This window comes from Paenibacillus sp. 1011MAR3C5, from assembly GCF_003591485.1.
In the GTDB taxonomy this organism is placed as follows: Bacteria; Bacillota; Bacilli; order Paenibacillales; family Paenibacillaceae; genus Pristimantibacillus.
Genome location: NZ_QZCF01000016.1, coordinates 1 through 26,745 on the forward strand (window position 1 = coordinate 1; position 26,745 = coordinate 26,745).

Here is a 26,745-nt window from a genome sequence, read left to right on the forward strand (position 1 = left end):
TATCCACTTTTACAATTACGAACGATTACAGAAAAAACTAAACGGCCTCAGTCCCAAAGAATTTAGGGCTAAGGCCGCATCATAGATCTTTATTTTTTGTACTGTCTACTTGACGGGGAGCAGTTCAGTGAATCGAGGCGGCTTTTCTCATCTAGACCGTAATCGCGAATGCGATCTATTTTTATGAAGTGTCACAAACAAAGGAGTAGTGCCAACATAGGAGAGTGTAAGCATCGATGGAAAGATTCTAAGACGCGCGTAAGAATTAATCCGTTCGCCAGCTTAACATTATTTTATGGGGGTATTACGTATGGGATGGCTTATGGTAAATACATTGAATCAAGCAGTAGATGTAGAGGACATTAACTTTAATAAAATCGGTAAGATCAACGTTGGTGAGGCATATGGCTCGTTTGGCCAACATACTTCTCCACAGTACCTAAAAATTCGATTCCGAAATTCCTCGGGCAGTGTTCAAACAGGTTATTTGTTTGCTGACTGGGGCGGTGCTGCTGGAGACGTTGACACACCATGGACGAATTTACATGTTGGAACTGTAACTCTTAAGGACTACAGCACGCTGAACAACGTGACACACAAAATCTATAACGTTAGACGTTCCACAAATATCTATAAGCCGGATGGTACAACGATCATCGACACAATCTCGGCTGGTGGTCAAGTAGCTATGATGTCTTCGTATGCTGGCGAATCCGGTACAAGTAATCCGGATTGGATGCTAATCCATTACTACAAAAAGACATCATCCTCGGCATGGCAATCCATTCTCGGCAGCGTGTCGGAGTTTAATCTCTATCATGGTTTTGTTCCGATTGGACTAAACCATGGCTCCACAAAAAGTACACTGTCCGTATACGGTAACTGGTAATCTGAGAATACGTCACAGGGGAATCCCTGTGACGTATTATAATTCGTACCCATAGTATTATAGTAAATATTAACCGTTCTACCTTTCCTATCTAGTACGCACTGGATATCAAATTTTTGTCAACCGTGCTAAAGTGTATCGATGGATTCGTGAGAAGCTCGGTAAAAAGAAATAACGACTTCCAAAAGTCCAAACTCGAAAGTGGTTACATCAGCCGAGGAGTATCTCGGTCAGATTGAACTCTTAGCCGATGGGGTGACTGAAGATGAGGGGTGCGCCTCATCTTTTTTAATTAATTGAACTTTCTAGTCAGTTCAAACCATTCGTGATACTGAGAATAAAGAACTTCTCCCTTATATTTGGATATGACAGCAACAAAAAGAATCTTAACAATGGTATCAACCATCAACCATTAATGCTTCATCTCATTGCCGCTGACAGTTACCAATCCTTAGCTTGCAGAAGGAACTGATGAATCAGATCATTTAATTTATTTGCTGCCTTCGTAGGTATTTGGTGGCCGACTTTCTTAATATAATAGAGCTCGCTCTTCGGCAATCGTTGTCGAAGCAATTTGCCGTAAGGGTGAAACGATTTATCCTTTTCTCCATAGATCAACATGACGGGTTGATGTATATTCTCTAACCGTGCTGTACAGTTATAATGTAAACTGTATTGGTAATACTGGGTGGCATTTTTGGCGTTTCCTTTCTTGGCGTCTTTAAATAATAGCCGAATCAGAGACATCTTTGTTTGTGCTTGCGCCCAAGCGACGGAGAGGGCAATCGTGCTAACCGCACCGATTCGGGAAAAGATGCGGCCAAGCCTTATTTTGTTTTTTAGTTTTCTGTCGCTTACTTCCGACATTCCCCCGATTACAATTCCACCCAATGCCAGATCGGGATAGGTTAACAGAAATTCGAGTACAACCGAACCACCTGTTGAGTAACCGCACAAAAAGGCTTTATCGATCTTCAATCGCTCTATTAACCGCCTGATGTCCTCTACAATCAAAGGATAAGTGATTTCTTCCTTGGATGATTCACTACTGCCATGGCCTCTGATATCAAAGGTGATCGTTCGAAAATGAGCCGATAATGGTTGAATTTGATATTGGAAGACTAAACTGGTCAGCACAGGAGGATGGATAAATATGATTGCTGTTCCTTTGCCGCGATCGGTGTAATACATATTGTATCCGTTTATATGTAAATGGGACATTTGTGATCACCTTTTCAATAGAATTAGCAAGATTCAATAATCTTAAGTTCATCTTTGACCATGATTTATTAATTCCCAATGCCGGTTAATAAAAACCTAAAAGGGGTGTGGAATATCACTCATGAAAAACTTGGCGTGGTTAAAGGGTTTTGTATATGGGATTCTTCTATCTGGTATCGTTCCGTTAATCTTCATGTTTATCGCTCAGGCCCTGGCAGGAGGGATAACTTCTCTTTGGGGAGAAAGCTGGTTTTATTTTGCAGCATTGATACCATTCGTATTAACGTCATCCATACTTGGCCATGTCTTATATCATAAGAAAGAAATGACGAACAAAACGAAATGGCTTGTCAGTTAATCTCTGCCATGTTCATTTCACTTTTTACTGGAACAATAGGGGCTATATTCGGTGAGTATATCGTTAGAGGCAATTATGAAACGATTAATGTTGAGGATACATTATTGTGGGGGACGATCTATAGCTTTTTGTTCCTGCCCATATCAATTCCGCTTATGAGGGTAAATATCGAAATTCTTAAATATATAGTCAAAGAGCGATTATAATCAAGCCGCGCGGCTTACTGTTCGAATTGGCAAGCAAAGAGCATCGGAGCGTATCCGTTTGCTTTTTTTTGATGTACAAGTGTGAAGAATCATTCTATGTCAAAAAAATGCACATCCGAGTCAAAAATATGTCCTGTTAAAGGCCGCTCTATATCGCATAGTAGTAGGAAACGAAAAGAAGGAGCGGATACATCGGCGGCTGGTATTATGCAGGGAAAAGAAACTGCAAATTATCCTTTTAAGGCGCTTGACATTCTCCTTAAAATCATATATCTTAAATTTAAGATAAAATAGTAAAACAGAAGCGAGGGATACGGAAATGAGGGACCGCAGAATTATTCGCTGCAGCTGTTTATCGTTCTGTCGAGGGTCCACTAGTCGAACAATTGCTGCAGATTAGCGCGTGAACATATAGAGTGACGGATATGCGGCAAGGATAGCCATTTGCCCAAAGCGGTTGACAGAGGTTTTTTTAAACTATATATCTTAAATTAAAGAATCACAATTTTAAATTAGAGGAGAATGAGAAATGAATATGGATACAGGTTTGCTTATCATGAGAGTGGTAATTGGTTTGATTTTTGCCGGGCATGGCGCCCAGAAGCTTCTCGGCTGGTTCGGAGGTCCAGGGCTTAAAGGAACCGGAGGATGGTTCGATTCCATCGGTATCAAGCCTGGTGTCGGAGCGGCTATCGTGATCGGGCTGTTCGAAGTAAGCGGCGGCTTGCTGCTGGCGCTCGGCCTTTGGATGCCGATCGCCGCCGCGCTGATCGTGATTCCGATGATCGGTGCGATCGTCAAGGTTCATGGCAAGAACGGCTTGTGGATTACGCAGAATGGCATCGAATACAATTTGATCCTAATCGTTGTCGCTGTCGGCCTCGCTTTAATTGGACCGGGAGCATACGCCATCGGAAGCTGGTAATGCGCTGAGCACATCCTGCTGCGCAGCACAGGGGAAAAGAGTACAGATAAACATTATTCGGGAGGGAACACATTATGCAAACCATGGTATATGGACCAACACTTCAAGCGATCGGCGCCTTCGACGGAGGCACAATTACAGAGCAGAAGCCGATTGGCTTCTCCGGGGAAGGCTCGGCAATCAAGCGGGTGGGCCCGCTATTCTACTGGGCTTGGGCGAAGACAGCTGTCGAAGGCCGCATTCCCCTTCATCCCCATCAAGCATTTGAGATTATGACCTATGTCATCTCGGGCCAGGCCCAGCATGGCGATACGCTGGGAACGCGCAGTACGGTCGGAGCAGGCGGCGTACAGCTGATGCAGACCGGTTCGGGCGTCAGCCATGAGGAGCGGTTCGTCGGGCCGAATATGGAAGGCTTCCAGATCTGGTTCGAGCCGTATATCGACAAGGCGCTGCTCATGGAGCCGACATACAGCCAGTACGAGCACGAGCAGTTTCCTGAGGAGTCGGGCGATGGCTACTTGAAGAAAACAATTATTGGCGACGGATCGCCCATCTCGATTACGGTCGACGCACAAATGTGGGACGTAGTCATCGATGCCGGCAGGCCGTACAGGCATCCGGTATCAGGCGGCCGTGCGCTGACGGCGCTCGCCATACGCGGAGGCGGCTCATGGTCCGAGGGTGAAGGCGACGGCAGCACATCGACTCCCTTCAAGCCAAAAGACTTCATCGTGGCGCGTGCCGATGAGGATCATGATGTCATCATCACAGCCGATGAAGACGCGCCGCTCCGGCTCATTCTGATCGATGTGCCGCCGACGGTTGATTACCCGCTGTACCCGAAGCGCTGATTGCCAATCGGACGGCAGCGACATCAAGATACCCCATATGCTGCGAGGACCCCAGGATTTCACGGCTTCGTCCGGTCTGTGCTGGGAATCCGCAGAGATGGAGTAATAACTACGCGAAGGGAAAAAGCCCGGGAGATATCGATTCATGATCGATAACTTCCGGGCTTTTTGCTCATAACGGCAGCCGGTGCCTGAGTTCGGTTGTGTTCCAGTCCAGGCTTCTGAACGGGCACGACGCAGATCGTCGTAGCGGAAGTCATTTTCGTAAGCGGCACTCGAAGCCATTCATGGTTTTAGTGGACATCCGCCCAAGAGTATGGCCTCACTTGAAGAAGCACAGCCTCCTGAAATAAAATAAACAGGCTTTTCGAAACGGCGGCATGCCCAGTTTCTTTCTGACCAGATTATTATGCCTCATATTTTTATAAAAGCGACTGTACAATTGCTTCACCCCGTATAAGCAGCAGGTTCATGTATCCTGAACGACCGCTTTGCTTTTTATTTTCGATCTAATGATAAGCCCTCCGCTTGCTGCTGCGATGATGGCGAATAGAATATAGCATGTGTGTTCAAAGAGTAAGGTGCAAAGTTGCATGGGATCATTGGTAATAAAACGGCCTAAGGAGAAGAAGAGCAGCGTCCATATGAAGCTAGCTGGAAAGCAATGACTTCCTGGAACGTAATTTATTTAATATAGGAGCTCCTATCCGGCTGCCAAACACATATCCGAATGTTAGTCCGGATATAACGCCCAGATAAGCCGAAAGAAACGTGGCAATCGGATGCATGGAATCGGCGTTGCTGACGGCACCGCCAGTCATGACAATCACTTCTTCAGGAAAAGGCGGACCTATTATACCAAGCCATAGCGAAAAGAACATTGCAGTATAACCGAGCTGATTGATCCAGTCAGCTAATTCGGACTCATTCATCATGAAATTGATATAATGCCTCCTATAGCATGACTTTGAATACAATTTGAATTATAAACAAAATTATGACTGTCAGTCAACTTTTTGGTTGGCGTTTCGTATTAAAGAAAAACCGATGTCATGATACAATGAGTGGCAAGGGAGGCTGTATGTGTGAATCGGGAAGAGAAGAAGCGCATAACAGAAGAAAACATCATTGACGCTGCTTATCAGTTGTTTTCCAGCAAAGGCTATGACTTAACAACCGTAGCGGATATTACCGAATTGGCTGGCGTAGCAAAAGGCACATTTTTTAATTACTTTCGTACGAAAGACGAGGTTTTAGTTCGCATTCAAAAGTCGTTGTTTTTTAGTGAAATCACACAAATCAGCGAGCAGGCAGACAGCCCCTTTACACCAAAGGTCTTGTCTCTGGTAAAGGAATTAGGAGACTCGTTTAACGGCAACCGAACTCTGGTGCGCGTATCCCTTCAGCAGCTCTTGTCCGGCGGCTCGGCGGGAACGATTCAAGGTAGCATGCAAGCCAAAGTAGATGCCTTAACGGTTATTTTCAAAAAAGCTCAACAAGCGGGAGAGTTGACCGGAGACATTCCAGCCGAAGAAATGTCGCAAACAGCGCTGAAATTATATAAAGGCACACTGATGGATTGGTGCACAAGCAGAGTTGAGGCGAACCTCGGAGATCAATTGATGGAGGCTTTTCGCATTTTTACAAGGGGGATTCAAAGATAAAGCACAAGTCATTACGCAATGTCCCTTTTCAGATGAAAAAAAGAGCTTAACCAGGCATTTGCTGCCGGTTAAGCTCTTTTTTTTGCATAAAACAGATGGATGCCACATCTGTTTGTCCAAGCCATTCCTTCATGCGCTGCATCTTCTATAAGTGTACAACCCCTAATCTTGGATTTCCAAAAGGAGGCGTTTAAAGAATGGCGACTGTTGATGTAGTTAGTGTGTTTACAAGAGGCGCAAGGTCAAGCGATACGGCTGCGCTGCGCCAGACAAGAGTAGCGAATGACATTGCAAGAGCGACAGCGGTATGGAGCACAGGTTTTTTCCCGGGAGTAAGCTGCAATATCAATTTTAACAACTTGCAGATTATCTTCCGGGATGACGTGACGCTGGAAGCGAACACCGTGCCGGGTATTAGCGATCCCAGAATCGTCAATCTGATCTCGCAGACGAAAGCGGCTGTGAACAACGCAGTAGCGATTTATGTTATCTACGTTAGCGGACCAACCTTAAGCTCTGGCGCAATTGGCAATGCAGGACCGCAATTCGATAATTTCGTCAGCACAACAAATTTTCGGCTAGTGGGAAATTGTGTCATGAGCGACGATGCCATCGATACCTACGCATTGGCGCATGAAGCGGGACATGTTCTGTTTGGCCGATTCCTGAATAATAACTCGGACAGCTTTACGATTAACGATCCTTCGAACCCGGGAGAAGCTCATAACAACGTTCCGAATAATATCATGTTCCCGTTCATCCCTGCAAGTAATCCGTTCATCAATGCCGCGCAATGCAACGTGGCGAGCCAAAGCCGAGTCATCCGCGAGAATGCCGGTGCAACCCCGGTGGCAGCTATGGCTGGGGCGAATGCTTTCTCTCCCATCACGAACAATGCTGCCGCTGCCGGTTCTTCATCGAAAAAAGGAGGATGCTGTTCGTGCTGCGATCAAGAACATCACCCCGGTTATATCTGTGTGCCTATTCCGAAGCGGGTGAGAAAATTGAATGAACATGTGTTTAAGCTGCTGAAGAAGGCTGGTCCGGATAAACTGAATACGACGTTTAATTTTATCTGCAAAGACAAAATGATCGTCCTTAAACACAGGTAAACGATTGGATCGATCTCAGATCAAACCCGGCGTACATCCAGGAGAAGCCGGTCCATCGAAACCCGGCTACCGAGTTTGGTCCTACGAACACGGGGAAAAACCAGAATTGTCCGCCATGGTGCATCCAGATATACGTGAAGCGGAACATGCAGCGGCGAATGCCGCCCGGATCGACAGCTAGCAAGGATGCGGATTGCTGTTGCGGAACGAAGGAAGGCGGAGGCGAGGTTGGCGCCATTTGCTGTCCTCCTGGAGGGCCGGGGGTTGGTCCCGGGCCGGGTCCAGGAAAAGTGCCAAATGGTGGTCCTGGCGGCGGTCCGGGAGGCCCCGGAGGACCTGGTGGTCCGAAGGGCGGGCCAAACGGTGGTAAATATGACATGAAATCACTCCATTTTCATCAGGATGAACGTATGAGGAAGCTTGAGAAGTCAGCACATGTGGTGCTGATTTTTTTTGTATTCTATGCCGCTGTCCGCCTACAGGTGATGCAATTGGCAGGCAGCCGTACGCCCAACTTGTCGGGAGCATGAACCAACATGTGGTCGTCAACGGAAAATGTCACCGGATAGCTGGTTGTCATATTAGGCTGTCCAATAAGCAGGTTTGCTTGCTTGATGAGATAACTCGCATCATTAAAAACGCAAGCATAGGCAGAAAACGCCGGAATTCCCGGTTATTTTTCATTTACCCAAACACGCTCGCCGGCTCAACCATCCTTTGAATCGATAGCGCGAATCCTTCCTTACTTTCAAGGTCGATCTGATCGACTTATTCAGGTCAGAAGAGGCTTCTAAGAGTATTTAAGTGGGTGTTACCGACTTATTCGAGTTAGATGAAATTGCTGCATTCAGTTAAGTCGATTCTATCGACTTAATCCCAATCTCTGAGCGAGCATGTCCCACAGTTCGTACGCAATAACAATAACGAGATGTTCGACTCCAGAAGAGAGCCCTCTATGCCGAGCAGCCTTCTGATTTAACTATATGAGCGAAACCTCCCTTATCAGATCCTATTAAGACTTGCTATTCCTTATTTCTTGTTTTATAATCGTAATAATTACGATTACGAATAAGGAGAGTACAATAACATGAACATGAATCATGAACAAGCGGCCCCTGGCAATCAGAATAAACTCCCGGTAACGGTATTAAGCGGCTATCTGGGCTCCGGCAAAACGACGGTGCTTAACCATGTGCTGAACAATAGAGAGGGCTTGCGCGTAGCCGTGATCGTCAATGATTTGAGCGAAGTGAACATAGACGCCGATCTGGTGCGGGGCGGGAGTGGACTGAGCCGGACGGAAGAGAAGCTGGTGGAGATGTCCAACGGCTGCATCTGCTGTACGCTGCGTGATGATTTGCTTCAAGAAGTTGAGCGGCTGGCGAAGGAGGGGCGGTTCGATTACATATTAATCGAATCTACCGGGGTAGGCGAACCGGTGCCCGTCGCGCAAACATTCACTTATGTGGATGAAGAACTGGGCATTGATCTATCGCAATTTTGCCAGCTCGATTGCATGGTGACAGTCGTGGACGCCTACCGTTTCTGGCATGATTTCTCTTCGGGTCAATCGCTGCTTGACCGCAATGAGGCGGTAGGGGAAGGGGATACGCGCGATGTGGTCGATCTGCTGATGGATCAGATTGAATTTTGCGATGTGCTGCTGCTCAACAAATGCGATCTGGTAGAGGAAGAGGAGCTTGCCGAACTGGAAGGAGTCTTGCGCAAGCTGCAGCCTAGAGCGCGCATCATCCGTACAGAGCAGGGACGCGTGAAGCCGTCCGACATTTTGCATACGGGCTTGTTCAACTTTGAAGAGGCCAGCGTCTCGGCGGGCTGGATGAAAGAATTGTCGAAGCCCGTCCATACGCCGGAGACGGAGGAATACGGCATCTCATCCTTTGTCTATGAGCGTGCAAGACCGTTCCATCCGGTTCGGCTCATGAATTGGATGGAGGACTGGTCGCCAGAAGTGGTCCGGGCGAAAGGAATTGTGTGGCTGGCTACGCGCAGCGAGCTGGCTCAAAGCCTCAGCCAAGCGGGGCCATCCGTTCAATTCGGCCCGTCGGGCTACTGGGTAGCCGCGCTTCCGGCTGCGGAGCAGAGGGCGATCCTGCTGGAGGAGCCTGACCTTGCGAAGCAATGGCATCCGGACTTCGGGGATCGGATCAACAAGCTTGTTTTTATCGGCATCAGCATGGACAGGGACGGCATTACGGCAGGGCTTGACGATTGTCTGCTGACCGATCAGGAGATGGCGATGGATTGGCGATTGTTCGCCGATCCAATGCCGAACGCGATATGACCGTTTAAGGAAGCATTATAGCTTGTACGTTCCTTGTATCATGAGGTTCAAGAGGTTAATCCGTGTCTAACGGGTTAACCTCTTTCTGCATTGCACGATAGCGTAAACGCCATTCCCTTTTCTTCTGTACGTTACCTTCCGAGTCTCCCGAACCATTTTCAAGCCTCTATCCCTTCCCTTCCAAACTGGCTTTATTTGCTTAGCCAAGCAGCATTCGCCCCATGAATATTATGGGTGCTTAATATGAAAAATAGGGTCAAATCCTGATTTTGCATGGGGAAGCAAATATTCCGTCTTTTTCGTTAAGTCTATCCTTCTCATCCAGAAAGGAGTGTTCCCGCTGATTGAACTCATCGATATCGAGAAGGTATACCGGACTGGCAAGAAATCATCCTTTATCGCCCTGCGCGGCGTTAACCTGAAGGTGGAGAAGGGAGAAATCTTCGGCGTGATCGGCCGGTCCGGAGCGGGGAAGAGCACACTTCTCCGCAGCGTGAACCTGCTGGAGCGGCCAACCGGAGGCATCGTTATCGTAGGCGGGGACAAGCTGACGGCATTAGGCGTGAAGGAGCTGCAGGAGAAAAGGAAGCGGATCGGGATGATCTTTCAGCATTTTAATCTGCTCACGACTGCGACCGTCCGGGACAACATTGCATTCCCGCTGCGGATTGCCAGACACAGCGCTAACCGGATCAAGACGCGTGTCGATGAGCTGCTGGAGCTGGTCGGGCTTACTGCCTATCAGCATCACTATCCGAGGCAGCTGTCCGGCGGACAGAAGCAGCGTGTCGGCATAGCTAGAGCGCTGGCGAACGATCCTGAGGTGCTGCTCTGCGACGAGGCGACCTCGGCGCTTGATCCGCAGACGACAGACAGCATATTGACGCTGCTGAAGGAGATCAATCGCAAGATGGGCATTACGATTCTGCTCATTACACATGAGATGGGGGTTATTCGCTCTGTATGCGATCGCGTCGCCGTGATGGAGCATGGCCGGATTGTGGAGAGCGGTACCGTGCTGGATGTGTTTCTTAATCCGAAGGACAACATCACGAGAGAGTTCGTCAGTGAGGTGTCTGAAACAATTGGCAGCGAAGCGATTGACGCTTATCGCGCGCAAGGGAGTATGGTACGCATTCACTTCCGGGGAGATCAGACCTACGAACCTGTCCTGTATGAGACCGTACGGCGCACGGAAGCGACATTTGCCATCCTGCAAGGCACCGTATCTAAGATGAAGGACGTTCCGTACGGGCAGCTGATTGTGGAGCTACGGGGCAGCGAATCCGAGGTTGATCGCATTATTGAGGAATTGGGCCAGCAGGGACTTGAGGTGAGCAGATTATGACAGGCAAGGTGGCCACGATGGCGGGTTCGAACCTGTTTTCTTTTTTCTCGGATGTCCGATGGGACGACATCTTCCAAGCTTCGAATGAAACGATGTATATGCTCGTATTCTCCTTGCTGTTCACGGTTATACTGGGGCTGCTGCTGGGCATTGTGCTGTTCCTGTTCTCTGAGGGCCAGCTGCTGCAGAACAGGGCGCTCTACGGCATATTGTCGGTCATCGTGAATGTGCTTCGCTCCGTTCCGTTTGTCATCCTGATGATTCTGATCATGCCGGTTACGAAAATGATCGTGGGCACGTCCATTGGCGTGAAGGGAGCGATTCCGCCGCTCGTCGTAGCCGCCGCTCCGTTCTTTGCCCGGCTGGTGGAGACCTCCTTGCGGGAGGTTGACAAAGGCGTGGTGGAGGCAGCGACGGCAATGGGAGCCTCGAAGGGCATGATTGTGCTGCATGTGCTGCTTCGGGAAGCGCGTACAGGATTGATTGCAGCGATTACGATTACGGCTGTTACGCTTGTCTCCTATACTGCCATGTCCGGCGTGATCGGCGGCGGCGGGTTAGGCGATCTTGCCCTGCGCTTCGGCTACCAGCGCTTCCGTCTGGATGTCATGATTGTAACCGTCGCATTACTGCTTATTCTGGTTCAAATTCTGCAATCGGTGGGCGATATGCTGGTCCGGGCGTTCAGCCGAAGGTAACGATCCAACCATCCGATATAGAAACAGGTGAAGATGCACATGAGAAACCATTCGACTAAAATGCTGGTTCTAATCCTGCTGACTCTGATGCTGGCAGCTTGCGGCAACAATGGAGCGAGCAATGACAACGGAACGGGCGGCGCCACGCCTTCCCCCGGTACTGAAGGCGGCCAGACGGAAGGAGAGACCGTCAAGCTTAAGGTTGGCGTCTCCCCGGTTCCCCATGCCGCTATCTTGAACCATCTGATTCCCGTGCTGAAAGAGCAGGGTGTCACCCTGGAAGCTGTGGAATTCAACGACTATATCCAGCCCAATGTGCAGCTGTACGAGAAGCAGTTGGACGCGAACTTCTTCCAGCACGAGCCCTATCTGGTTCAATTCAATAAGGATCGAGGCTACGATCTGGTGAAAGCGGCCAATGTTCATATCGAGCCCTTCGGCGTCTATTCGCATAAAATCAAAACGATCGAAGAGCTGAAGGACGGCGCGAAGATCGCCATCCCGAACGATCCGACCAACGGCGGCCGCTCGCTCATTCTGCTGGCGCAACATGGCTTGATCGAGCTGGATGAGAGCGTCGGCGTCGAAGCGACAGTATCGGATATCCAGCATAATCCGCGCGGCTTCAAGTTCGTGGAGCTGGAGGCGGCTACTCTGCCCCGGGTGCTGAACGAGGTGGATATCGCGGCGATCAATACCAACTTTGCGCTTGAAGCGGACCTTAATCCGACGGAGGATGCGCTCTTTATCGAGGACAAGGACTCCCCTTATGTCAATATCTTGGCCGTCCGGGCGGACAATAAGGACAGTGATGCCATTCAGAAGCTGGTACAGGCATTGAAATCGCCGGAGATCGAGACCTTTATCAACGATACGTATAAAGGCGCGGTCATACCGGCATTCGACTAGCGCAGTCGGTCAGGTACAGATCGCCATCCCTTCGCATCATGCGGCAGTGGATGGCGATCTTTTGCTGCTGCTTGATTTTCTTTGATTTCAGATAGAGGAATGGTTAAGATAGAGAAATAGACCAGCTCTGGCATGAGGAGCGATAACAACGACGGGGTGATAGCTTTGTCTTATTCATTTGATGAGTTGATTGATCGTAAAAATTCGCGTTCCTACAAGTGGGATCAAGTAGGCCCGTTATTCGGAGATAAGGATATATTGCCGCTATGGGTGGCCGATATGGATTTCCCTAGCCCTCCTGCAGTCCGGGAGGTTCTGCACAAGCGGGTGGAGCTTGGAGCCTACGGCTATGCGATCCGCACGGATGATTATTTTGACGCCATTATGGGCTGGTTTCAGCGCAGGCATCATTGGAAGTTGGAGAAAGACTGGATTGTCGACAGCCCAAGTGTCGTAACGACGCTGAGCCTGGCTGTCGAGCAATTCACCGCGCCTGGCGATAAGGTCGTCATTCAGACGCCAGTCTATTATCCGTTCTACGATGTCATCGAGAGCAATGACCGCGTCCTGGCCCTTAATCCGCTAATTAATCAGAACGGCCGCTACGAGATGGACCTGGAGCAACTGGAGTCTTTGTTCAGCGAGGGTGCGAAGCTGATGCTATTCTGCAATCCTCACAATCCGGGCGGGCGCGTATGGAGCCGGGATGAGCTGCTGGCGCTTGGAGATCTGTGCCTCCGTTATGGCGTTACTGTCGTGTCGGATGAAATCCATTGCGATTTGATCTTCCCCGGCCATGAGCATGTACCGTTCGCATCGCTGTCGGAAGAGCTTGCAGCTATTACGATTACGTGCCTGGCTGCGACCAAAACCTTTAATCTGCCTGGCCTTCATACTTCCTTTATGGTCGTGCAGAACAGCGGCATGAGAGCGCGCCTCGACAAGCGGATCAAGACGCTGAGCATTCATATGGCGCAGCACTTCGCGCAGGATGCGGTTGTGGCGGCCTATAATGAAGGCGAGGTTTGGCTGGAAGATTTGCTTGTCTACGTGAAGGGCAATCTGGATTATGCGCTTGCATATCTGGAGGAGCACCTGCCGCAAGTGAAGCCGATGAAGCCCGATGGCACTTACCTGCTGTGGCTGGATTGCCGGGCGCTCGGCCTGGACAAAAACGGACTCAAGCAGCTGATGCACAAGAAAGCAAAGGTTGCCTTCAATGAAGGCTCTATGTTCGGCGTGGAGGGCGAAGGCTGGCTGCGCGTCAACCTGGCATGCCCGCGGTTTATTGTGGAGCAGGCGCTGCGCCAGTTCTGCGAGGCCGCTAAGCAATAGCTTATGAGCACGGTATAGGTTCATAGCAGAAGGAGGCCGTTCGATGTTGTTCATTCTCTCGATCCTGTTATTGCCTTTTGGGCTTGTCATGCTCATTCAGCCGCAATGGATATGGGCCATTTCCGAGGAGTGGAAGTCTAATGATGCGACCGAGCCATTCGATCTCTACTTATTTTCTACCCGATTCGGCGGCGCCATAAGCACGCTGGTGGCGCTGGGCGGCATTATTGCGAGTTTTTTCTTATAGGGAAAAGAGCGGCACCTGGATGCCGCTCTTTTTATTTGCTCAGCTCTTATTCTTCTGTACCCGAAGGCTTCCGCAAGTAAGCTTACGGGGACCTATGATTGCTCCTGATTACGGCTCGAAGCCCTCTTGGCTAACGAGCCATTCGCCATCCCGGAATTCCCCGCGAATGCGTTCGATGACGGTCTGCAGCGCATCCGGATGATACCATTCCGATAGGCCATGCTTACGATAGAGATTTTCCAGCCCCAGCCGCTGCGTCCGCTTGCCGCCGCTGCCATCGCCGTTGAAGTAATCGTCGATGCATACGCGGCCAGTCGCTTGGCGAAGCAGGCGAGGGAAGTTCTCGCTGCTAGGCAGGAGCGGTGCGATTGCCGCTTGCGTGGCAATGCCTTCTTCGCTTAACGCAGTCAGCGCCCGCAGCCGCGCAGCAATAGGTGGCGCAGACGGTGAGAACAGCTTGCGCATATCATCGCGGTCCGTCTCGATCGTCATGCTGACGCGCACACGCTCTCCCAGTTGCTTCAGTAAATCAATATCGCGCGTGATCAGCGGGCTGCGCGTCTGCACGAGCAGAAAGTCCGGCGGTTCCTCGACCATTGTCTCCAGCAGCGACCTGGTAACCCCCTCCTTATGCTCGGCAGGCTGGTAGGGGTCGGTGCTGGAGGACATGAAGATGGTGACGGGCCCTTTCTTCTTCGCTGTGCGAAGCTGGCGCCGCAGTACCTCCGCAGCGCCTTGCTTCACGTCGACCCATGTTCCCCACTCCTGCTGCCGGAAGAGGGAGACGGGCATTTGCCTGACATAACAGAAGGAACAAGCGAATGCGCAGCCTGCGTACGGGTTGAGCGAATGCGTGTAGCCGGAGAGGAAGCCTGTCCCTTTGTTCAAAATCGATTGCGGCTCTTTATAATGAAGCGAGGTTCGCATGCTCTAGCTCCAATAGTTTGGTTTTCATCGCAAGTCCTCCACGATAGCCTGTGAGGGCGCCATTTTTGCCTACGACTCGATGGCATGGGACGGTGATCAGCACGGGATTGGCTCCAATCGCGGTCCCGACCGCCCGTACCGCGGCGGGCCTGCCGATCGCTTGCGCAATATCCGAATAGGAGACTGTAGTGCCATAAGGAATGGCCAGCAGCGCCTCCCAGACGGTTTGCTGGAAGGGCGTCCCCCATACATCGCGTTGGAACGAAAACGAATTGCGCTCTCCGTCCCAATACTGCTTGAGCTGATCCATATATACTTTAAGCCTGCCGTCATCTTGCACCCATTGCGAGGCCTTAAAGCGGGACGACCCACGCCGGATCAAATCCTCCAATGACTCTCCTATTGCTCCTACGCAGCTTAGTCCGTCCCCGGTAGCCCCAATGGGCACAGTCCAGCTGCCGTGCTCCAGCAGCGCTCCGTAAATCGTTTGGTTGCGGGTTTGCGTTAATGTCATCATCCATTCCCTCCTATATGGAGCCGCTGCCTGAATGCAGCAGGCGTAGATCCGTTTGTTTTCTTGAACAGGGTAATAAAGTAAGGCGTATTGCGAATGCCGACAAGCTCGCCTACGCGGGATACCGGGCTGTCCGTCTCGGCCAGCAGTCTCGCAGCATGCCGCATCCGAATCTGCTGTACATAAGCAAGCGGCGTCATGCCCATTATTTTTTTGAACGTGCGATGCAGATGATAGGGGCTGCCATGGCAGATCTCGCCCAAGGTTGCAAGATCAAGCTCCTCCATATAATGACGGTCCACATATGCTGCAATTTGAGCTGACCATTCTTCGTCAGGCAGACGTTCGCCAGCAGGCTTGCAGCGCTTGCACGGGCGGTAGCCGGCAGATACGGCGTCCGCCGATGTGGGAAAGACCTCTGCGTTGCTTCGCTTCGGGGGTCTGGATTTGCAGGAGGGCCTGCAATAAATGCCCGTCGTTCGCACCGCATAATAGAAACGTCCGTCATACGAGCCATCGTTGGCGCAGATGGCCGTCCACTGCTCTTCGGAGATAGATCCGGGCTTTCTGTTCTGCGGGACATCTGTTGCACGATTAGCTGATTGCCGATTCGGCTCATTCGCCATCCGTCTCACTCCTTCTGCTCCTAGTATAGCGGATAGAAGGAACGAATGTACGCTGTATAAGATGGAAAAGCAAGATTGTGAAATCGATGACTACGTGGAAGAACAAAGGAAATACGGCCAAGTGACCGTGGTTATTGGATATATCGGGTCTTGGTCATGAGTGAGATGATAGTGTGAGGAAGTGCGGGGATTAGTCTTTTCGAATAACCCAATAAATAATCAGGCCTACGACAGGGAATATAATCGTGCCGACGAGCACGAGCAGAGCATATTCATTGCTTTTACCCAGGCGCTTGGCATCCCGATAAGCCCATACGCTGGTAGCAATATTCAGTAGAAACAGCATGAACATAATGAGCAGCATAAGCAAGCCCAGTATTCCGAATCCGGACATAAAGCACTCCTCCTTACAGAAGCAACTGCGTGATTTATCTCTATCGATCTATAACTTTAAGTACGATTGCCGGACCTGTTTCGTTTCGATAATAAAAAAAGTCCTGCCGGCAAACCCGAAGGTTTACTGGCAGGACGGCTTGTCCTATTAATGAGCGGCTGCGTCATCGTCGTTCGTCATGCGAAGCACTTCGAAGATTTTGAACAGCAGGCTAAGCACGATCGCTACGATAGTCGCAAGCGCCATGCCGCTGAAGGATACTTCGCCGATCGTAAGCTTCACGCCGCTGAGGCCGATGACGAGTACAACGGTCGTCAGGAACAGATTGGTCGGTTTGCTGTAGTCGACCTTCGATTCCACCAGCATCCGCAAGCCGGAAGCTGCGATAACGCCGAAGAGCAGGAGCGATACGCCGCCCATAACCGGAGTAGGAATACCGGATATTAGCGCCGAGAACTTGCCGGAGAACGACAGGATGATGGCGATCACCGCTGCGCCGCCAATGACGAAGGTAGAGTATACTCTCGTAATCGCAAGGACTCCGATATTTTCGCCATAGGTCGTATTCGGCGTGGAGCCGACGAAGCCGGACAGAATCGTGGAGAGCCCGTTGCCGAGCATCGAACGATGCAAGCCGGGGTCTTTGGTCAAGTCCTTGCCGACAATATTGCCCGTTACGATCAAGTGTCCAATATGCTCAGCGATAACAACGAGCGCAACCGGAGCGATCGCGATAATCGCCGACCAGTGGAACTCAGGGAATGTAAAGGTCGGGCTGGTGAAGACGGAAGCATCGGCCACATTGTCGAAGTTGGTTTCCTTCATGAAGTAAGCCAGCACATAGCCGAAAATGATGCCGAACAGGATCGGGATAATTCTCATGAAACCGCGGAACAGCACCGAACCGAGAACTGTGACAGCCAGTGTTGCTGTCGAAATAATCACAATATCTGGATTCATAGCCCAAGTAAGCGGATCATCCTTATCGCCCGGAATATAACCGGCCATTTTCGCTGCAACCGGCACAAGCTCAAGACCGATAATCGCAACGATCGCGCCCATGGCCGCAGGAGGGAAGACAACGTTCAGCCATTCCGTGCCGGCTACTTGAATAATGAAGGCCAGAACGGTGAAGATAACGCCTGCCGCGATGAAGCCGCCGAGCGCTGCCGCATAGCCGCCGCCTGCCGCTTGGCTAAAAATAATCGCACCGCCAGGGCCGAGGAAGGCGAAGCTGGAGCCCAGATAAGCAGGGATCTTTCCTTTTGTAACGAGAATGTACAGCAGGGTGCCGATACCGTTCATCAGCAAGCAAATGGCGGGATCGATCTCAAAAATGTTGGGTACGAGTACCGTCGAGCCGAACATCGCGAACAGATGCTGCAAGCTGAGCAGAAGGCTTGGGACGGCTGGCGGCCTCTCGTGGACGCCGATCGTTTTACTCATAGATCATTCTCCTTGAATTATAATGAAATTCGACAAATTCCTTTGATGATTCTACAGATTTCCTCTGAAATTGGCAAGCGTTTTCTTCACACCTGCCGAGATTTATCCGGTTAAAGCGCAAAATGCCCATGTGGCAGCGAAATGAACGCGATAGGAGCGACGGTGCAATGATAGTGCCCATTTATCGTTGCACCTTATGAACAGCAAAAACAACAGGCAGCCGAGGGGCTGCCTGTTGTGCAATCATGCTACAGTTGTTCAATCGTTTGGTAGAGAACCTTCTATATAGAAGGAATTAATTTGCCGCCAGCAAATTGTACAGCACTTGAGCAACTTGCGCTCTTGTCGAATTCGCTTTTGGCGAGAGCTGTCCGTCGCTGCCGGATACGACTCCGCTGGCCACAAACGTCTCGAACGCTTTCTGAGCGTACGCTGCGATTTGATCCGCATCGCTGAAGTTCGCCGGGGAAGCATCTGATTGCTTAGCGGGCACTTCCTTCAGAACCTCCAGCGCACGGTACAGCAGCGTGAACAGATCTTGGCGCGTGATCAGATCGTTCGGCTTGAACAGATTGTCGCCTGTGCCTGTCGTAATGCCCAGACGCTTCGCAGCAGCCAGGTAGCCGGTGTAATACGTATCCCCGGCGTCGGAGAAGTTGGCCGCTCCTGCGGCATCTGCTTCAATACCGTATGCTTTCAGCAGCAGGACGATGAATGGTCCTCTTGTAATGGCCGCTCCAGGATTGTATTCGCCGTTGCCGGAGCCGTTCGTAACGTCTCTTGCAGCGAGGAAGGTAACCGCATTGCTGTACCAAGCGCCTGCAGGGACATCAGAGAATTCGACTTTGTTGTAGCCGATAATGTATTGCGAGAAGTGAGTAGTCGCAAATTCAACAGCTCCCGCAGCAGCGGAATATTGACCGCGCACCGTATGCAATTCGCCTTCATCCGTTACATGGTAGACGATGACGGCTTGTGCTTCCTCGCCGGCTCGCAGACGGTAAGGAATGCTGACGTTTACTTCGCTTCCGCCGAATTCGGATACGGTCGTTTCACCTGAGAATACGCTCAGGTCATAGACCGGTCTGTCGCCGAGCACTTGCTTGCCTTCCTCTGTCAATGAGGATTTGGCGATAATAAAGCTGATGTCGCCTGTATCCTTCGACCCGCCGATCGCTTTCAAGGCTGTGGAATCGAAGACGAGGGAGGCGTACCCTACATTTACTTTCAACTCCACATTCGAGCCTGCGATCAGCTTGTCATAATCTTCGCGAGTCAGCGTTACTTGCGTCGATCCGTCAGCAGAGTCGGATTTCACGATCAGCTCTACGGTAGTCGGCTTGCCGGCAGTTGCATCTTGCTTCGCAACTTCAATCAGCTTCGCAGCCTCGTCCTCGCTTACAACAGCAACCGTAATCCCCGTTGTTGCATCCTTGCTTGCAGGGAGCGTCACGACAACAGGCTTGCCATTGCTGCCGGATTGTTCAGGTGTTGTTGTCGGCTCCGGAGTTGGAGTCGACGGACCTGGGTCTCCGCTTCCAGGGGAGCCTGAGTTCGCTCTCACAATGACATCCACCGATTGTCCGGCTTCATAATAATTATCTGTAGGCTCTGTAGCACCTGCATTATAGCCAGTTTTTGCCCTGTAGCGGACTTGATAGGTGCCAGCCGCTAAGCCGGTAATCGTAGTGCCTTCTACAGGCAGGTAAGTTTCGGAGCCGGAACCCTTGTATTCCAGCGCCTCGGATACGCCTTTAATTTGGCCATTCTTGTTGCTGACCGAAGAAGCATTAACTGTAGTCAGATCAGTCGGCACCGATTCTTGTCGGGTGGACAGCAGATTCAGCGCTTTTTTGAAGCGGTCGCGGTTGCCGCTTGCATGGCCTTCTTCAATGTTGGTCCAAGTGTACATGAGTTCAACATGTCCGTAGATTGGAGCGGAAGCCCCCGTATGGTCGACATTGTCCTTGTTGTACGTAAATACATAAGGAACCTGCAGTCGCTTCGCATAGACTCTGCCCTCGCCTTCACCGGACCAGATCAGATAGCTGCCGCTAGGCGTCTCTGGCGGTGCAGCCGGATTGCCGTTTGCATGCTTGCTGTTCGCTGTCGTTATGTTCGTCAAATACTGATTGACCAGATCGACGTAGATACGGGCATTGGGATGATTCACGTCACGTACGTGAAGCTCGGCACTCTTGAATTCTTTTGTGATGGGGTCAAAACCGTTGTCCAGTCTTGTATCCCATGTATAGACCGTCTGAATGCCTTCGTCAATCGCCCATTGATTGACCAGATCGATGACTGGCTGCGTGTTCGGGCACCATGGACCGCCGTACAGGATGGCGTAGTCGCCGGAGCTTTCTTGCAGTTTCTTCAGCTCATCATATGTGACAGCCTGGAATACGACGCGAGCGCCTGTGAAGACGGTGCGGCCTGCAGCTGCAGCGTAAGTGGATCTGAAATAGCTTTCGTTATCGATCAGGGTGTGGGAGGCAACCTTCTTGCCGTCCGTTTCCTTGGAGATCGGATCGAATACCTCGCGAACCTTTGCCTTGTAGGCTTCCACCTTGGCAGGGTCGATCTTGCCGCCGGTCTGGAAGTCTTCCGCCGACAGAAGCTCCTGCAGGTCCGATACGATCGGAGCTGCTCCATCGCCGTTGGTCCGGTTATAGACGAACAGGTAAGGCGATTCGATGCGGTCAGCCTCGCCAGATTGGGAGCCGACGGTATAGGAGATCTTCTCCGCACCCTCAAGCTTAAGATTCGTCAAATGCTGGTTCACCAGCTCCACATAACGCTTCCGGTATGTATCCGGGCTGCTGCTGTCCGCAATATCGGCGGAAGCCGTGTCCCCGTCTAATCTCGTATCGAAGTTGTAGATCGCTTTAATGCCATATTCTTTCGCTACATCATTGATATAACCGATGACGGATTGCGTTTGATCGCTCCACGCGCCTCCGAACAGAACGACGTATGTACCGTCCGAATTGAACAAGTTCCACAGCTGGTGGTAAGTCAAGGTTTCGAATACGTTCGACTTGCCAGCCAGCTCGCTGTAGGAGTCGGAGAAATAGGAGGTATAAGTACCGTACTTGGCGACTTTCGCAGGAGCGTTGTCCGCTGCGCTGGCAGGGCCGGCGGAGACCGCCGGCAGCACCAGAGTGAGCGCCAATAACAAAGTCAGTATCGTTTTAAAGCTGCGCTTTTGCATAGTGGGTTCTCTCCTCTGAGTATAAGGTGATTAGCATTCTTCTTCCGTGCTGCCTTCGCCGCCGCCAGTGGATGGCGCAGGAGCGGAAGGAGCAGGCGTCGGCTTCGAAGGCGCTTCTGGAGCCGAGCCGGAAGAGGAATTGCCGGAAGAACCGGAAGAACCGGAAGACGATGATTCCGATACAACATTCGTCTGGGACGGCTCAGGCTTTGCAACCGTTACAGGCTTCGACGAGTTGGAGTTGTTGACGAAGCTTATCGATTTGCTTGGGCCGGATTCCGCAGCAGGCGCTGCAGGCGCTGTTTTCGGCGTATTCGCTGCATCAGGTTTGCTTTCTTTGGCTGGAGCGGTTGCTGCAGGAGCTTCCTTCTGCGGCGCCGCCGATGGCTGAGGCTCCGTTTTTGCCGTGTCTACCGCAGGCTTATTGTCAGCCGGAGCTGGGACCGGAGCTGGAGCGGATATCTTCGCTGCTCCATTATTCGATTGTTGCTTAGGCGTTTCAACAGCTGCCTTCGCGTCAGGTGCTGCTGATGGAGCAGCCACTGGCGCATCGACGGCAAGCTGAACTTCAGCTTCGGGAGCATTCACTTCAATCTGTGGCGTTATAGCGGTTTCGTTCGCTGGTGCAGCCGGCTCATCTACAGCCGGAGCTTCCCGCTTGTTCTCAGCGGCAGCGACAATCTCTTGCGTGCCGGGATCATTAGGGGGAGACTCCACTTGAGCCTTATTGGCGGATACGGCTGCATAGGTTAGCACGGTGAACGCGGCGACAGATGCGAGCAGTGTAATGGACAGCTTGTTTACTTTTGGTTTTTTCATGATGGGTAGACCTTCCTTTCGCGAGTGGCTCCATAAGAGGAGCTTGATTGTTGTTGTTGATTGCTTGTTGCTGTACGAGAGGGATACAGTCCGCCGAAGACCCTCCTTTATCATGAATTCGGACAAAAAAAGAAGACCCAACAAGAGCAAAAACTCGCTCTCATTGAATCTCTGGTTATCCAGTCGATTAATTTGATCGTTCGCAGTCCCTATAAAAGTGGCTGTTCCTACTGTATCTGGCTATAGTTTATGCTGGCGGATATACATTGTCAATGATTATTTTAATTTTTCCTATAGTTTTTGTCGGAATTAATTGAAAAGCAATAATTACCATAACATCCCATAAAAATTTTTTTCATAAAACGGATTGACAATGTCATTTATTGTTTGTAAATTGAATACGATATTCCGATAAATATTATAGGATTAGGAGGTTTTAATCGGATGGATAAAATAGATAACAACTTGTTATTAGCCATCGAAACGAATTGGTACAGCTTTGTCGTCTCCGTATTTGTGTTTGCGCTTTTGTTCTTCCTCGCCCGGAAGCGGGTAGGATTCGGTTCCCGGGTTCTGATCGCACTAGGGATCGGGGTCGTTACAGGCATCGTATTCCAAAGCCTTGATTCATTCGAGATTAAGGGCATTACCACCTTCGGCAGCATCTATGTCAATTTGATCAAAATGCTCGTTATTCCGCTCGTATTCGTACTGGTGCTGAACAGTATTGCGTCGCTGAAGAGCTTGGACTATTTGCGGAAAATCGGCTTTAAGACCTTCGCTTGGTTTCTGGGCACGACGGGAATCGCTTCGATTATCGGTCTTCTTGTGGCGCTGGCCTTCAATCCGGGCAAGGGGCTGCACCTCGATATTCCCGCAGAATTCGCAGCGCGTGAAATTCCGACCTTCTCGCAGGTTATTTTGGAGCTGGTGCCTTCCAATCCGATCAACGAAGCGGCGCAAGGGAAGGTTGTGCCTGTCCTGATCTTCGCGATCTTCATTGCGGTCGCCATTATTAAAGTAGGCTCCAAAAACGAAGAAACGGTGAAGCCGGTTCGTGATTTGATCCACTCGCTGACTCAGATTCTTCACCAGGTCGTTAAGTTCGTCATTCGTCTTACGCCTTATGGCGTATTCGCCCTGATCGCAGGCATGACCGCCCGCTATGGCTGGGAGACATTGACGGAGCTTGGCAGTGTCATCGTATCCTCCTATGTGGCTCTGATTCTGCATTTTGTGCTTATCTTCGGCGGACTCGTCTTGCTCGTAGCCAGAGTGAACCCGCTGAAGTTCTTCCGCAAAATCTATCCGATGATCGCGGTCGCCTTCTCGACGCGAAGCAGCTACGCTACGCTTCCGATTAACCTGGAAGTTATTACGAAGCGGCTGCATGTCTCCCCTCGGATCGCGAGCTTCGTCGCTCCGCTTGGCGCGTCGGTCAACTTCAACGGCTGCGGCGGCGTATGGCCGGCTATCGTCGCCGTCTTCTCGGCGCAGCTATTCGGCATCACGCTGTCCCTGACGGATTACATTATTTTAGTGCTGGTCAGCATCATCTCGTCCATCGGCGTGGCAGGCGTGCCGGGCCCGGCGGTCATCTCGACGACGGTCGTCTTGACCGCACTTGGTCTGCCGCTTGAAGGCATTGCAATTGTAGCTGGTATCGAAGCGCTGATCGATATGGGCCGCACAGCGGTTAATGCGACAGGTACAACAGTTACGTCGCTGCTTGTAGCAAATTCTGAAGGCGAGTTCGATCGCGAAGCGTTCAACCGCAATGACGATGAGGAGATTGTCGTCAACGCGGTATAAGCATGAAATTAGAGGGAGCCCCCCAAGCCATATGTGACTTGGGGCTCTTTTTTATTTTTATAAATGCAGGAAGCGGGACCGGGCGCCTCCATATTCAGGTAAAAAGTCGGTAGACCCTGGAAGGTTAATACCTATAATGGAAATAAGATACCAACATGATGCCCGCAAGAAGCATAGGATTGCCGGCAGCATACAGGAGGCGAGACTTTGGGAAGATCATTTGCGAATTTGCATATGAAGTCGGACAGCTTGGAGAGGTCTATTGAAGCATTCAGAGCGTTAGCCACACAGAACCCTGACGTGTTAGGGTTATCGGATGAAGAGCAAGGACAAGCGGACTTAACCGGGACTCACTATGAATCCGATAAGGACAAGCTTGTTCTGTATATTAGCCAAACCAACAAAAACTGGGTCAGTGTGCTCCAAGACTTTTTTGTATGGGGGACGGTAAAGCGCATCGGCGAATCGCTGTCCAGACTTGTCTCAGAGCCGGTCGTGACGGTCGGATTTATCCATGATGAGATTTTTGAACTGTCAGTATTCAAGGATGGAGAGATGCAGGCCGAACGAATTTTTTGCGAAGAATGGACCAGAAGCGAGTATGGACTTCAAGAAGAGCGGCTTCATGATGACCATCTGCGGGAAGCGCTGGATATCCCTCAGGAAGAGATGGATGAACTCATAAAGATCACGAGTCCGGCGCAAGCGGTAGACAAGCTAACCGAGCTTACAGGCCTGTCGCTATGGAGCGACTGGGAGTGGGTTCCGCATGAAGAGGGGCTAAGAAGCCGATTTGCTGAGCATGAGATTTCTTTAGCAGACTAATAGGCGTTCTAGCCTATTACTAAAGCTGTTTGATCCATAGCGCGAAAACAAATAAAGGAGTTACGTCAGCTGATGCGGCGTAACTCCTTTGCTTTTAGTCTCTCGAATGGCTCTGTGGCCTTTGTTAATCCCATCTCCGGTACAGGAACGGGATCGGATGGAAGGGATGATCCAGCGGCGCATTGTAGCTTTCGGATTCGCCTGATATCGGACGATAGGGATAATGATAGGTCTGGTTTTGGATCGCTTGCTGATAAGAGCCAGGCGCCATTTGGGCCATATTCATGCCGCCGTGATTCATCATCTGCTGCATGGGCATCCCATTGGGATGCTGCTTGGAACAGGAAGCGGGAGGTCCGATGATGACAGTGTCCGTAATTGGCGCAAGAGTGTCCTTCACCTTCGCCTCATCCAGGCAATACGAATGCGCCAGCACATTCGCAGGCGTAAGGCGCAAGATATCTGAGCCGAAGATGACCTCCGGAACCGGAGCGTCGAAGATGGCCAGCAGATGGGTATTGTCCTGATTCGCTACCTCATAATGCCACCAGCCTTGCGGCACATTGGCGACTTGGCCGGGCGCGATCGTAAAGTTGAGCAGCTCTTTCGTATAAGGATTGATCAGCGATACGACGGCCCCGCCAGTAATACAGTACACAAGTTCGGTTGCATTCTGATGGATATGAGGTTCCACCACGTTATCTTTGCTGAGGAAGATATCGAGCAAAGATACATTGCCTAGCGTATTCAATTGATTGATCGATAGCGTATTAATGACATTTTGGGCATCTTTTTGGAAAAAAGGATTGTCGGACAGTGTATAAGTAAATTGGGTATTCGGCGAAGTGAAGTCCATGTAGGAATCAGCCATGTTTGTAGTTCCTGCCTTTCGTAAGTAGAATTTGACAGGATTATTGTATGTATCCGCCCAGATGAAGGTGAGAGCTGCTTATACAAATGCGGGTCTGTAGCGAAATAGTGCTCTTACACGCGTGTAATCAGTCGCTGATCCGGCTGAGCAGAGGATGCTTGCGGAACAGCTCGGAGCAAGGCTGCGAAGTGCTCATAGCACGCGTGACAGCTTGCGGTATTCGGTGGCGGAGATGCCCTCATGCTTGCGGAACAGACGGCTGAAGTAGTGAATGCCGGAATAGCCCAATTGCTCGCTGATTTGCTCCACGGACAGATCGGTTTCGCGGAGCAGGCGTCGCGCCTCGCGGTGGCGGACATTGTGGAGAAATTCATTGGGCGGCAAGCCGGCCATTTGCTTGAACAGCTTGGCGGCATGATCGAGACTGAGATTCAGCCGTTCGGCAATGCCCGCATTCGACCATGGCTCGGCTGGCTTGCGCTCGATTTCGTCGATGATCGCCATCAGCTTGCCGCTGTATTGTGTAGTGAGCGAGCGGGAGCGGGATTGCTGCAGCCGAAGCAGATGAGTCAGAATGTTCAGCATCAAAGCCTTGCAGGCCAGCTCATAGCCGATAGGCCGAAGCGTGAATTCCTGCACCAACTGCTCCATCAGTTGCACACAAGCCAAGGTTGGCGTATAGACGGGCTGCTGCGATAAGGGCTGGAAGCCGTCAGCGACCGCCTCATGCGCAAACCTGTGCTCCTGAATATGATCTTCGTTCACGATCATATCCGCTTCGGTCTGGATATCCAGTTCGTCGAAGAAATCAAAGTGAATGCCCAAAAATCGCGTATCCGGGCTGGATACCGCTTCATTCCGGTGGTAGACGCCCGCCGGCAGGACGATCAGCTGCCCGGCGGACAGCTGATGCCGCTGGCCCAGCATCGTGGTGGCGGCTTCGCCTTGGCTCACATAGAGCAGCTCGAAGTCATAGATGCGCCGATCGGGAAGCGAGCCTGTGGGCATCCGTTGGAACTGGGCGTAATGGATGCGCGGCGACCATTCTTTGACCGGGGCATGGCGCCGCAGCGGAAAGCTGCTCCGGTTTGCCTTCATGATGTTTTTCCTCCTCTATTTCATCTGCAGTCGATTGAACGGATTTGTGCAAATAATAACTTTTCCCGCTAAAGAATAATGCTTATTAAGTGGTTAATATAAAAGTATTATGGCATGAAAAACCGTTC

Annotated in this window: 28 protein-coding genes; 16 read left to right on the forward strand and 12 right to left on the reverse strand. The window is 50.9% G+C overall.

The window, feature by feature from the left end:
* Nucleotide 1 precedes the first annotated feature (1 nt).
* Entirely contained in the window at nucleotides 2–85 is an 84-nt protein-coding gene (locus D3P07_RS27995) for an IS3 family transposase (RefSeq protein ID WP_397334621.1), read from the forward strand.
* 225 nt (nucleotides 86–310) lie between these two features.
* A complete protein-coding gene (locus D3P07_RS26420; protein ID WP_119803982.1) occupies nucleotides 311–889 on the forward strand; it encodes a hypothetical protein in 579 nt (192 codons plus the stop codon).
* A 441-nt stretch (nucleotides 890–1,330) separates the two neighbouring features.
* Here D3P07_RS26420 and D3P07_RS26425 read toward each other — a convergent pair whose 3' ends face one another.
* Nucleotides 1,331–2,110: an alpha/beta fold hydrolase gene (locus D3P07_RS26425; RefSeq protein WP_119803984.1), complete on the reverse strand. Its 780-nt coding sequence runs from the start codon at nucleotides 2,108–2,110 to the stop codon at nucleotides 1,331–1,333.
* Between the two features lie 121 nt (nucleotides 2,111–2,231).
* Here D3P07_RS26425 and D3P07_RS27745 point away from each other — a divergent pair, with 121 nt between their 5' ends.
* The 3 genes from D3P07_RS27745 to D3P07_RS26440 all read left to right on the forward strand — a co-directional run bounded on the left by D3P07_RS27745 (nucleotide 2,232) and on the right by D3P07_RS26440 (nucleotide 4,453).
* Nucleotides 2,232–2,468: a hypothetical protein gene (locus D3P07_RS27745; protein ID WP_259391696.1), complete on the forward strand. Its 237-nt coding sequence runs from the start codon at nucleotides 2,232–2,234 to the stop codon at nucleotides 2,466–2,468.
* Between the two features lie 735 nt (nucleotides 2,469–3,203).
* On the forward strand, nucleotides 3,204–3,599 hold the full coding sequence (locus tag D3P07_RS26435) for a DoxX family protein (protein ID WP_119803986.1): 396 nt from the start codon (nucleotides 3,204–3,206) through the stop codon (nucleotides 3,597–3,599).
* A 74-nt stretch (nucleotides 3,600–3,673) separates the two neighbouring features.
* The gene (locus tag D3P07_RS26440; RefSeq protein WP_119803988.1) at nucleotides 3,674–4,453 is read left to right on the forward strand and encodes a pirin family protein; all 780 of its coding nucleotides are present in this window, start codon (nucleotides 3,674–3,676) and stop codon (nucleotides 4,451–4,453) included.
* A 650-nt stretch (nucleotides 4,454–5,103) separates the two neighbouring features.
* Here the strand turns inward: D3P07_RS26440 and D3P07_RS26445 are convergent.
* Nucleotides 5,104–5,388: a DedA family protein gene (locus D3P07_RS26445; protein WP_259391697.1), complete on the reverse strand. Its 285-nt coding sequence runs from the start codon at nucleotides 5,386–5,388 to the stop codon at nucleotides 5,104–5,106.
* A 150-nt stretch (nucleotides 5,389–5,538) separates the two neighbouring features.
* Here D3P07_RS26445 and D3P07_RS26450 point away from each other — a divergent pair, with 150 nt between their 5' ends.
* Both D3P07_RS26450 and D3P07_RS26455 read left to right on the forward strand, forming a co-directional pair.
* Complete coding sequence (locus D3P07_RS26450; protein WP_182914525.1) at nucleotides 5,539–6,117, forward strand: TetR/AcrR family transcriptional regulator; 579 nt, start codon at nucleotides 5,539–5,541, stop codon at nucleotides 6,115–6,117.
* Nucleotides 6,118–6,314: 197 nt separating this feature from the next.
* The gene (locus D3P07_RS26455; protein ID WP_119803992.1) at nucleotides 6,315–7,229 is read left to right on the forward strand and encodes a hypothetical protein; all 915 of its coding nucleotides are present in this window, start codon (nucleotides 6,315–6,317) and stop codon (nucleotides 7,227–7,229) included.
* Here the strand turns inward: D3P07_RS26455 and D3P07_RS27825 are convergent.
* Complete coding sequence (locus tag D3P07_RS27825) at nucleotides 7,216–7,467, reverse strand: transporter (protein ID WP_310732579.1); 252 nt, start codon at nucleotides 7,465–7,467, stop codon at nucleotides 7,216–7,218. The genes D3P07_RS26455 and D3P07_RS27825 overlap by 14 nt on opposite strands.
* A 139-nt stretch (nucleotides 7,468–7,606) precedes the next feature.
* Here D3P07_RS27825 and D3P07_RS27255 point away from each other — a divergent pair, with 139 nt between their 5' ends.
* The 7 genes from D3P07_RS27255 to D3P07_RS26490 all read left to right on the forward strand — a co-directional run bounded on the left by D3P07_RS27255 (nucleotide 7,607) and on the right by D3P07_RS26490 (nucleotide 14,071).
* Nucleotides 7,607–7,759 (forward strand): hypothetical protein, encoded by a 153-nt coding sequence (locus D3P07_RS27255; protein WP_182914527.1) that lies wholly within the window; start codon nucleotides 7,607–7,609, stop codon nucleotides 7,757–7,759.
* A gap of 557 nt (nucleotides 7,760–8,316) precedes the next feature.
* Nucleotides 8,317–9,534, forward strand: coding sequence for a GTP-binding protein (locus D3P07_RS26465; RefSeq protein ID WP_310732580.1), 1,218 nt, complete (start codon nucleotides 8,317–8,319; stop codon nucleotides 9,532–9,534).
* 340 nt (nucleotides 9,535–9,874) lie between these two features.
* A complete protein-coding gene (locus D3P07_RS26470; protein ID WP_119804036.1) occupies nucleotides 9,875–10,882 on the forward strand; it encodes a methionine ABC transporter ATP-binding protein in 1,008 nt (335 codons plus the stop codon).
* A gap of 92 nt (nucleotides 10,883–10,974) precedes the next feature.
* Nucleotides 10,975–11,580: a methionine ABC transporter permease gene (locus tag D3P07_RS26475; protein WP_397334626.1), complete on the forward strand. Its 606-nt coding sequence runs from the start codon at nucleotides 10,975–10,977 to the stop codon at nucleotides 11,578–11,580.
* A gap of 39 nt (nucleotides 11,581–11,619) precedes the next feature.
* Nucleotides 11,620–12,489 (forward strand): MetQ/NlpA family ABC transporter substrate-binding protein, encoded by an 870-nt coding sequence (locus D3P07_RS26480; protein ID WP_119803994.1) that lies wholly within the window; start codon nucleotides 11,620–11,622, stop codon nucleotides 12,487–12,489.
* Nucleotides 12,490–12,654: 165 nt separating this feature from the next.
* On the forward strand, nucleotides 12,655–13,824 hold the full coding sequence (locus D3P07_RS26485) for a MalY/PatB family protein (protein WP_119804040.1): 1,170 nt from the start codon (nucleotides 12,655–12,657) through the stop codon (nucleotides 13,822–13,824).
* Nucleotides 13,825–13,867: 43 nt separating this feature from the next.
* Entirely contained in the window at nucleotides 13,868–14,071 is a 204-nt protein-coding gene (locus tag D3P07_RS26490; RefSeq protein WP_259391699.1) for a DUF6199 family natural product biosynthesis protein, read from the forward strand.
* Nucleotides 14,072–14,179: 108 nt separating this feature from the next.
* Here D3P07_RS26490 and D3P07_RS26495 read toward each other — a convergent pair whose 3' ends face one another.
* The 7 genes from D3P07_RS26495 to D3P07_RS26525 form a co-directional block, all read right to left on the reverse strand.
* Nucleotides 14,180–14,998: an SPL family radical SAM protein gene (locus tag D3P07_RS26495; RefSeq protein WP_119803996.1), complete on the reverse strand. Its 819-nt coding sequence runs from the start codon at nucleotides 14,996–14,998 to the stop codon at nucleotides 14,180–14,182.
* Nucleotides 14,976–15,515 (reverse strand): methylated-DNA--[protein]-cysteine S-methyltransferase, encoded by a 540-nt coding sequence (locus D3P07_RS26500; protein WP_259391700.1) that lies wholly within the window; start codon nucleotides 15,513–15,515, stop codon nucleotides 14,976–14,978. Before D3P07_RS26500 ends, D3P07_RS26495 begins: the two co-directional genes overlap by 23 nt.
* Complete coding sequence (locus D3P07_RS26505; RefSeq protein ID WP_119803998.1) at nucleotides 15,512–16,138, reverse strand: bifunctional transcriptional activator/DNA repair enzyme AdaA; 627 nt, start codon at nucleotides 16,136–16,138, stop codon at nucleotides 15,512–15,514. The genes D3P07_RS26500 and D3P07_RS26505 overlap by 4 nt, the downstream gene beginning before the upstream one ends.
* A gap of 190 nt (nucleotides 16,139–16,328) precedes the next feature.
* The gene (locus D3P07_RS26510; RefSeq protein ID WP_119804000.1) at nucleotides 16,329–16,532 is read right to left on the reverse strand and encodes a PLDc N-terminal domain-containing protein; all 204 of its coding nucleotides are present in this window, start codon (nucleotides 16,530–16,532) and stop codon (nucleotides 16,329–16,331) included.
* Nucleotides 16,533–16,679: 147 nt separating this feature from the next.
* Nucleotides 16,680–17,978, reverse strand: a complete 1,299-nt coding sequence (gene uraA, locus D3P07_RS26515; RefSeq protein ID WP_119804002.1) for a uracil permease — start codon at nucleotides 17,976–17,978, stop codon at nucleotides 16,680–16,682.
* A 295-nt stretch (nucleotides 17,979–18,273) separates the two neighbouring features.
* The gene (locus D3P07_RS26520; RefSeq protein WP_119804004.1) at nucleotides 18,274–21,192 is read right to left on the reverse strand and encodes an S-layer homology domain-containing protein; all 2,919 of its coding nucleotides are present in this window, start codon (nucleotides 21,190–21,192) and stop codon (nucleotides 18,274–18,276) included.
* Nucleotides 21,193–21,222: 30 nt separating this feature from the next.
* A complete protein-coding gene (locus D3P07_RS26525; RefSeq protein ID WP_119804006.1) occupies nucleotides 21,223–22,011 on the reverse strand; it encodes a hypothetical protein in 789 nt (262 codons plus the stop codon).
* Between the two features lie 444 nt (nucleotides 22,012–22,455).
* Here D3P07_RS26525 and D3P07_RS26530 point away from each other — a divergent pair, with 444 nt between their 5' ends.
* Entirely contained in the window at nucleotides 22,456–23,823 is a 1,368-nt protein-coding gene (locus tag D3P07_RS26530; RefSeq protein WP_182914528.1) for a dicarboxylate/amino acid:cation symporter, read from the forward strand.
* Between the two features lie 207 nt (nucleotides 23,824–24,030).
* Entirely contained in the window at nucleotides 24,031–24,648 is a 618-nt protein-coding gene (locus D3P07_RS26535; protein WP_119804008.1) for a hypothetical protein, read from the forward strand.
* A 124-nt stretch (nucleotides 24,649–24,772) separates the two neighbouring features.
* On the opposite strand, the gene D3P07_RS26540 is transcribed toward D3P07_RS26535, so the two are convergent.
* Nucleotides 24,773–25,519, reverse strand: a complete 747-nt coding sequence (locus tag D3P07_RS26540) for a cupin domain-containing protein (protein ID WP_119804010.1) — start codon at nucleotides 25,517–25,519, stop codon at nucleotides 24,773–24,775.
* Nucleotides 25,520–25,711: 192 nt separating this feature from the next.
* Nucleotides 25,712–26,617 (reverse strand): helix-turn-helix transcriptional regulator, encoded by a 906-nt coding sequence (locus tag D3P07_RS26545; protein ID WP_119804012.1) that lies wholly within the window; start codon nucleotides 26,615–26,617, stop codon nucleotides 25,712–25,714.
* Between the last annotated feature and the right edge of the window lie 128 nt (nucleotides 26,618–26,745).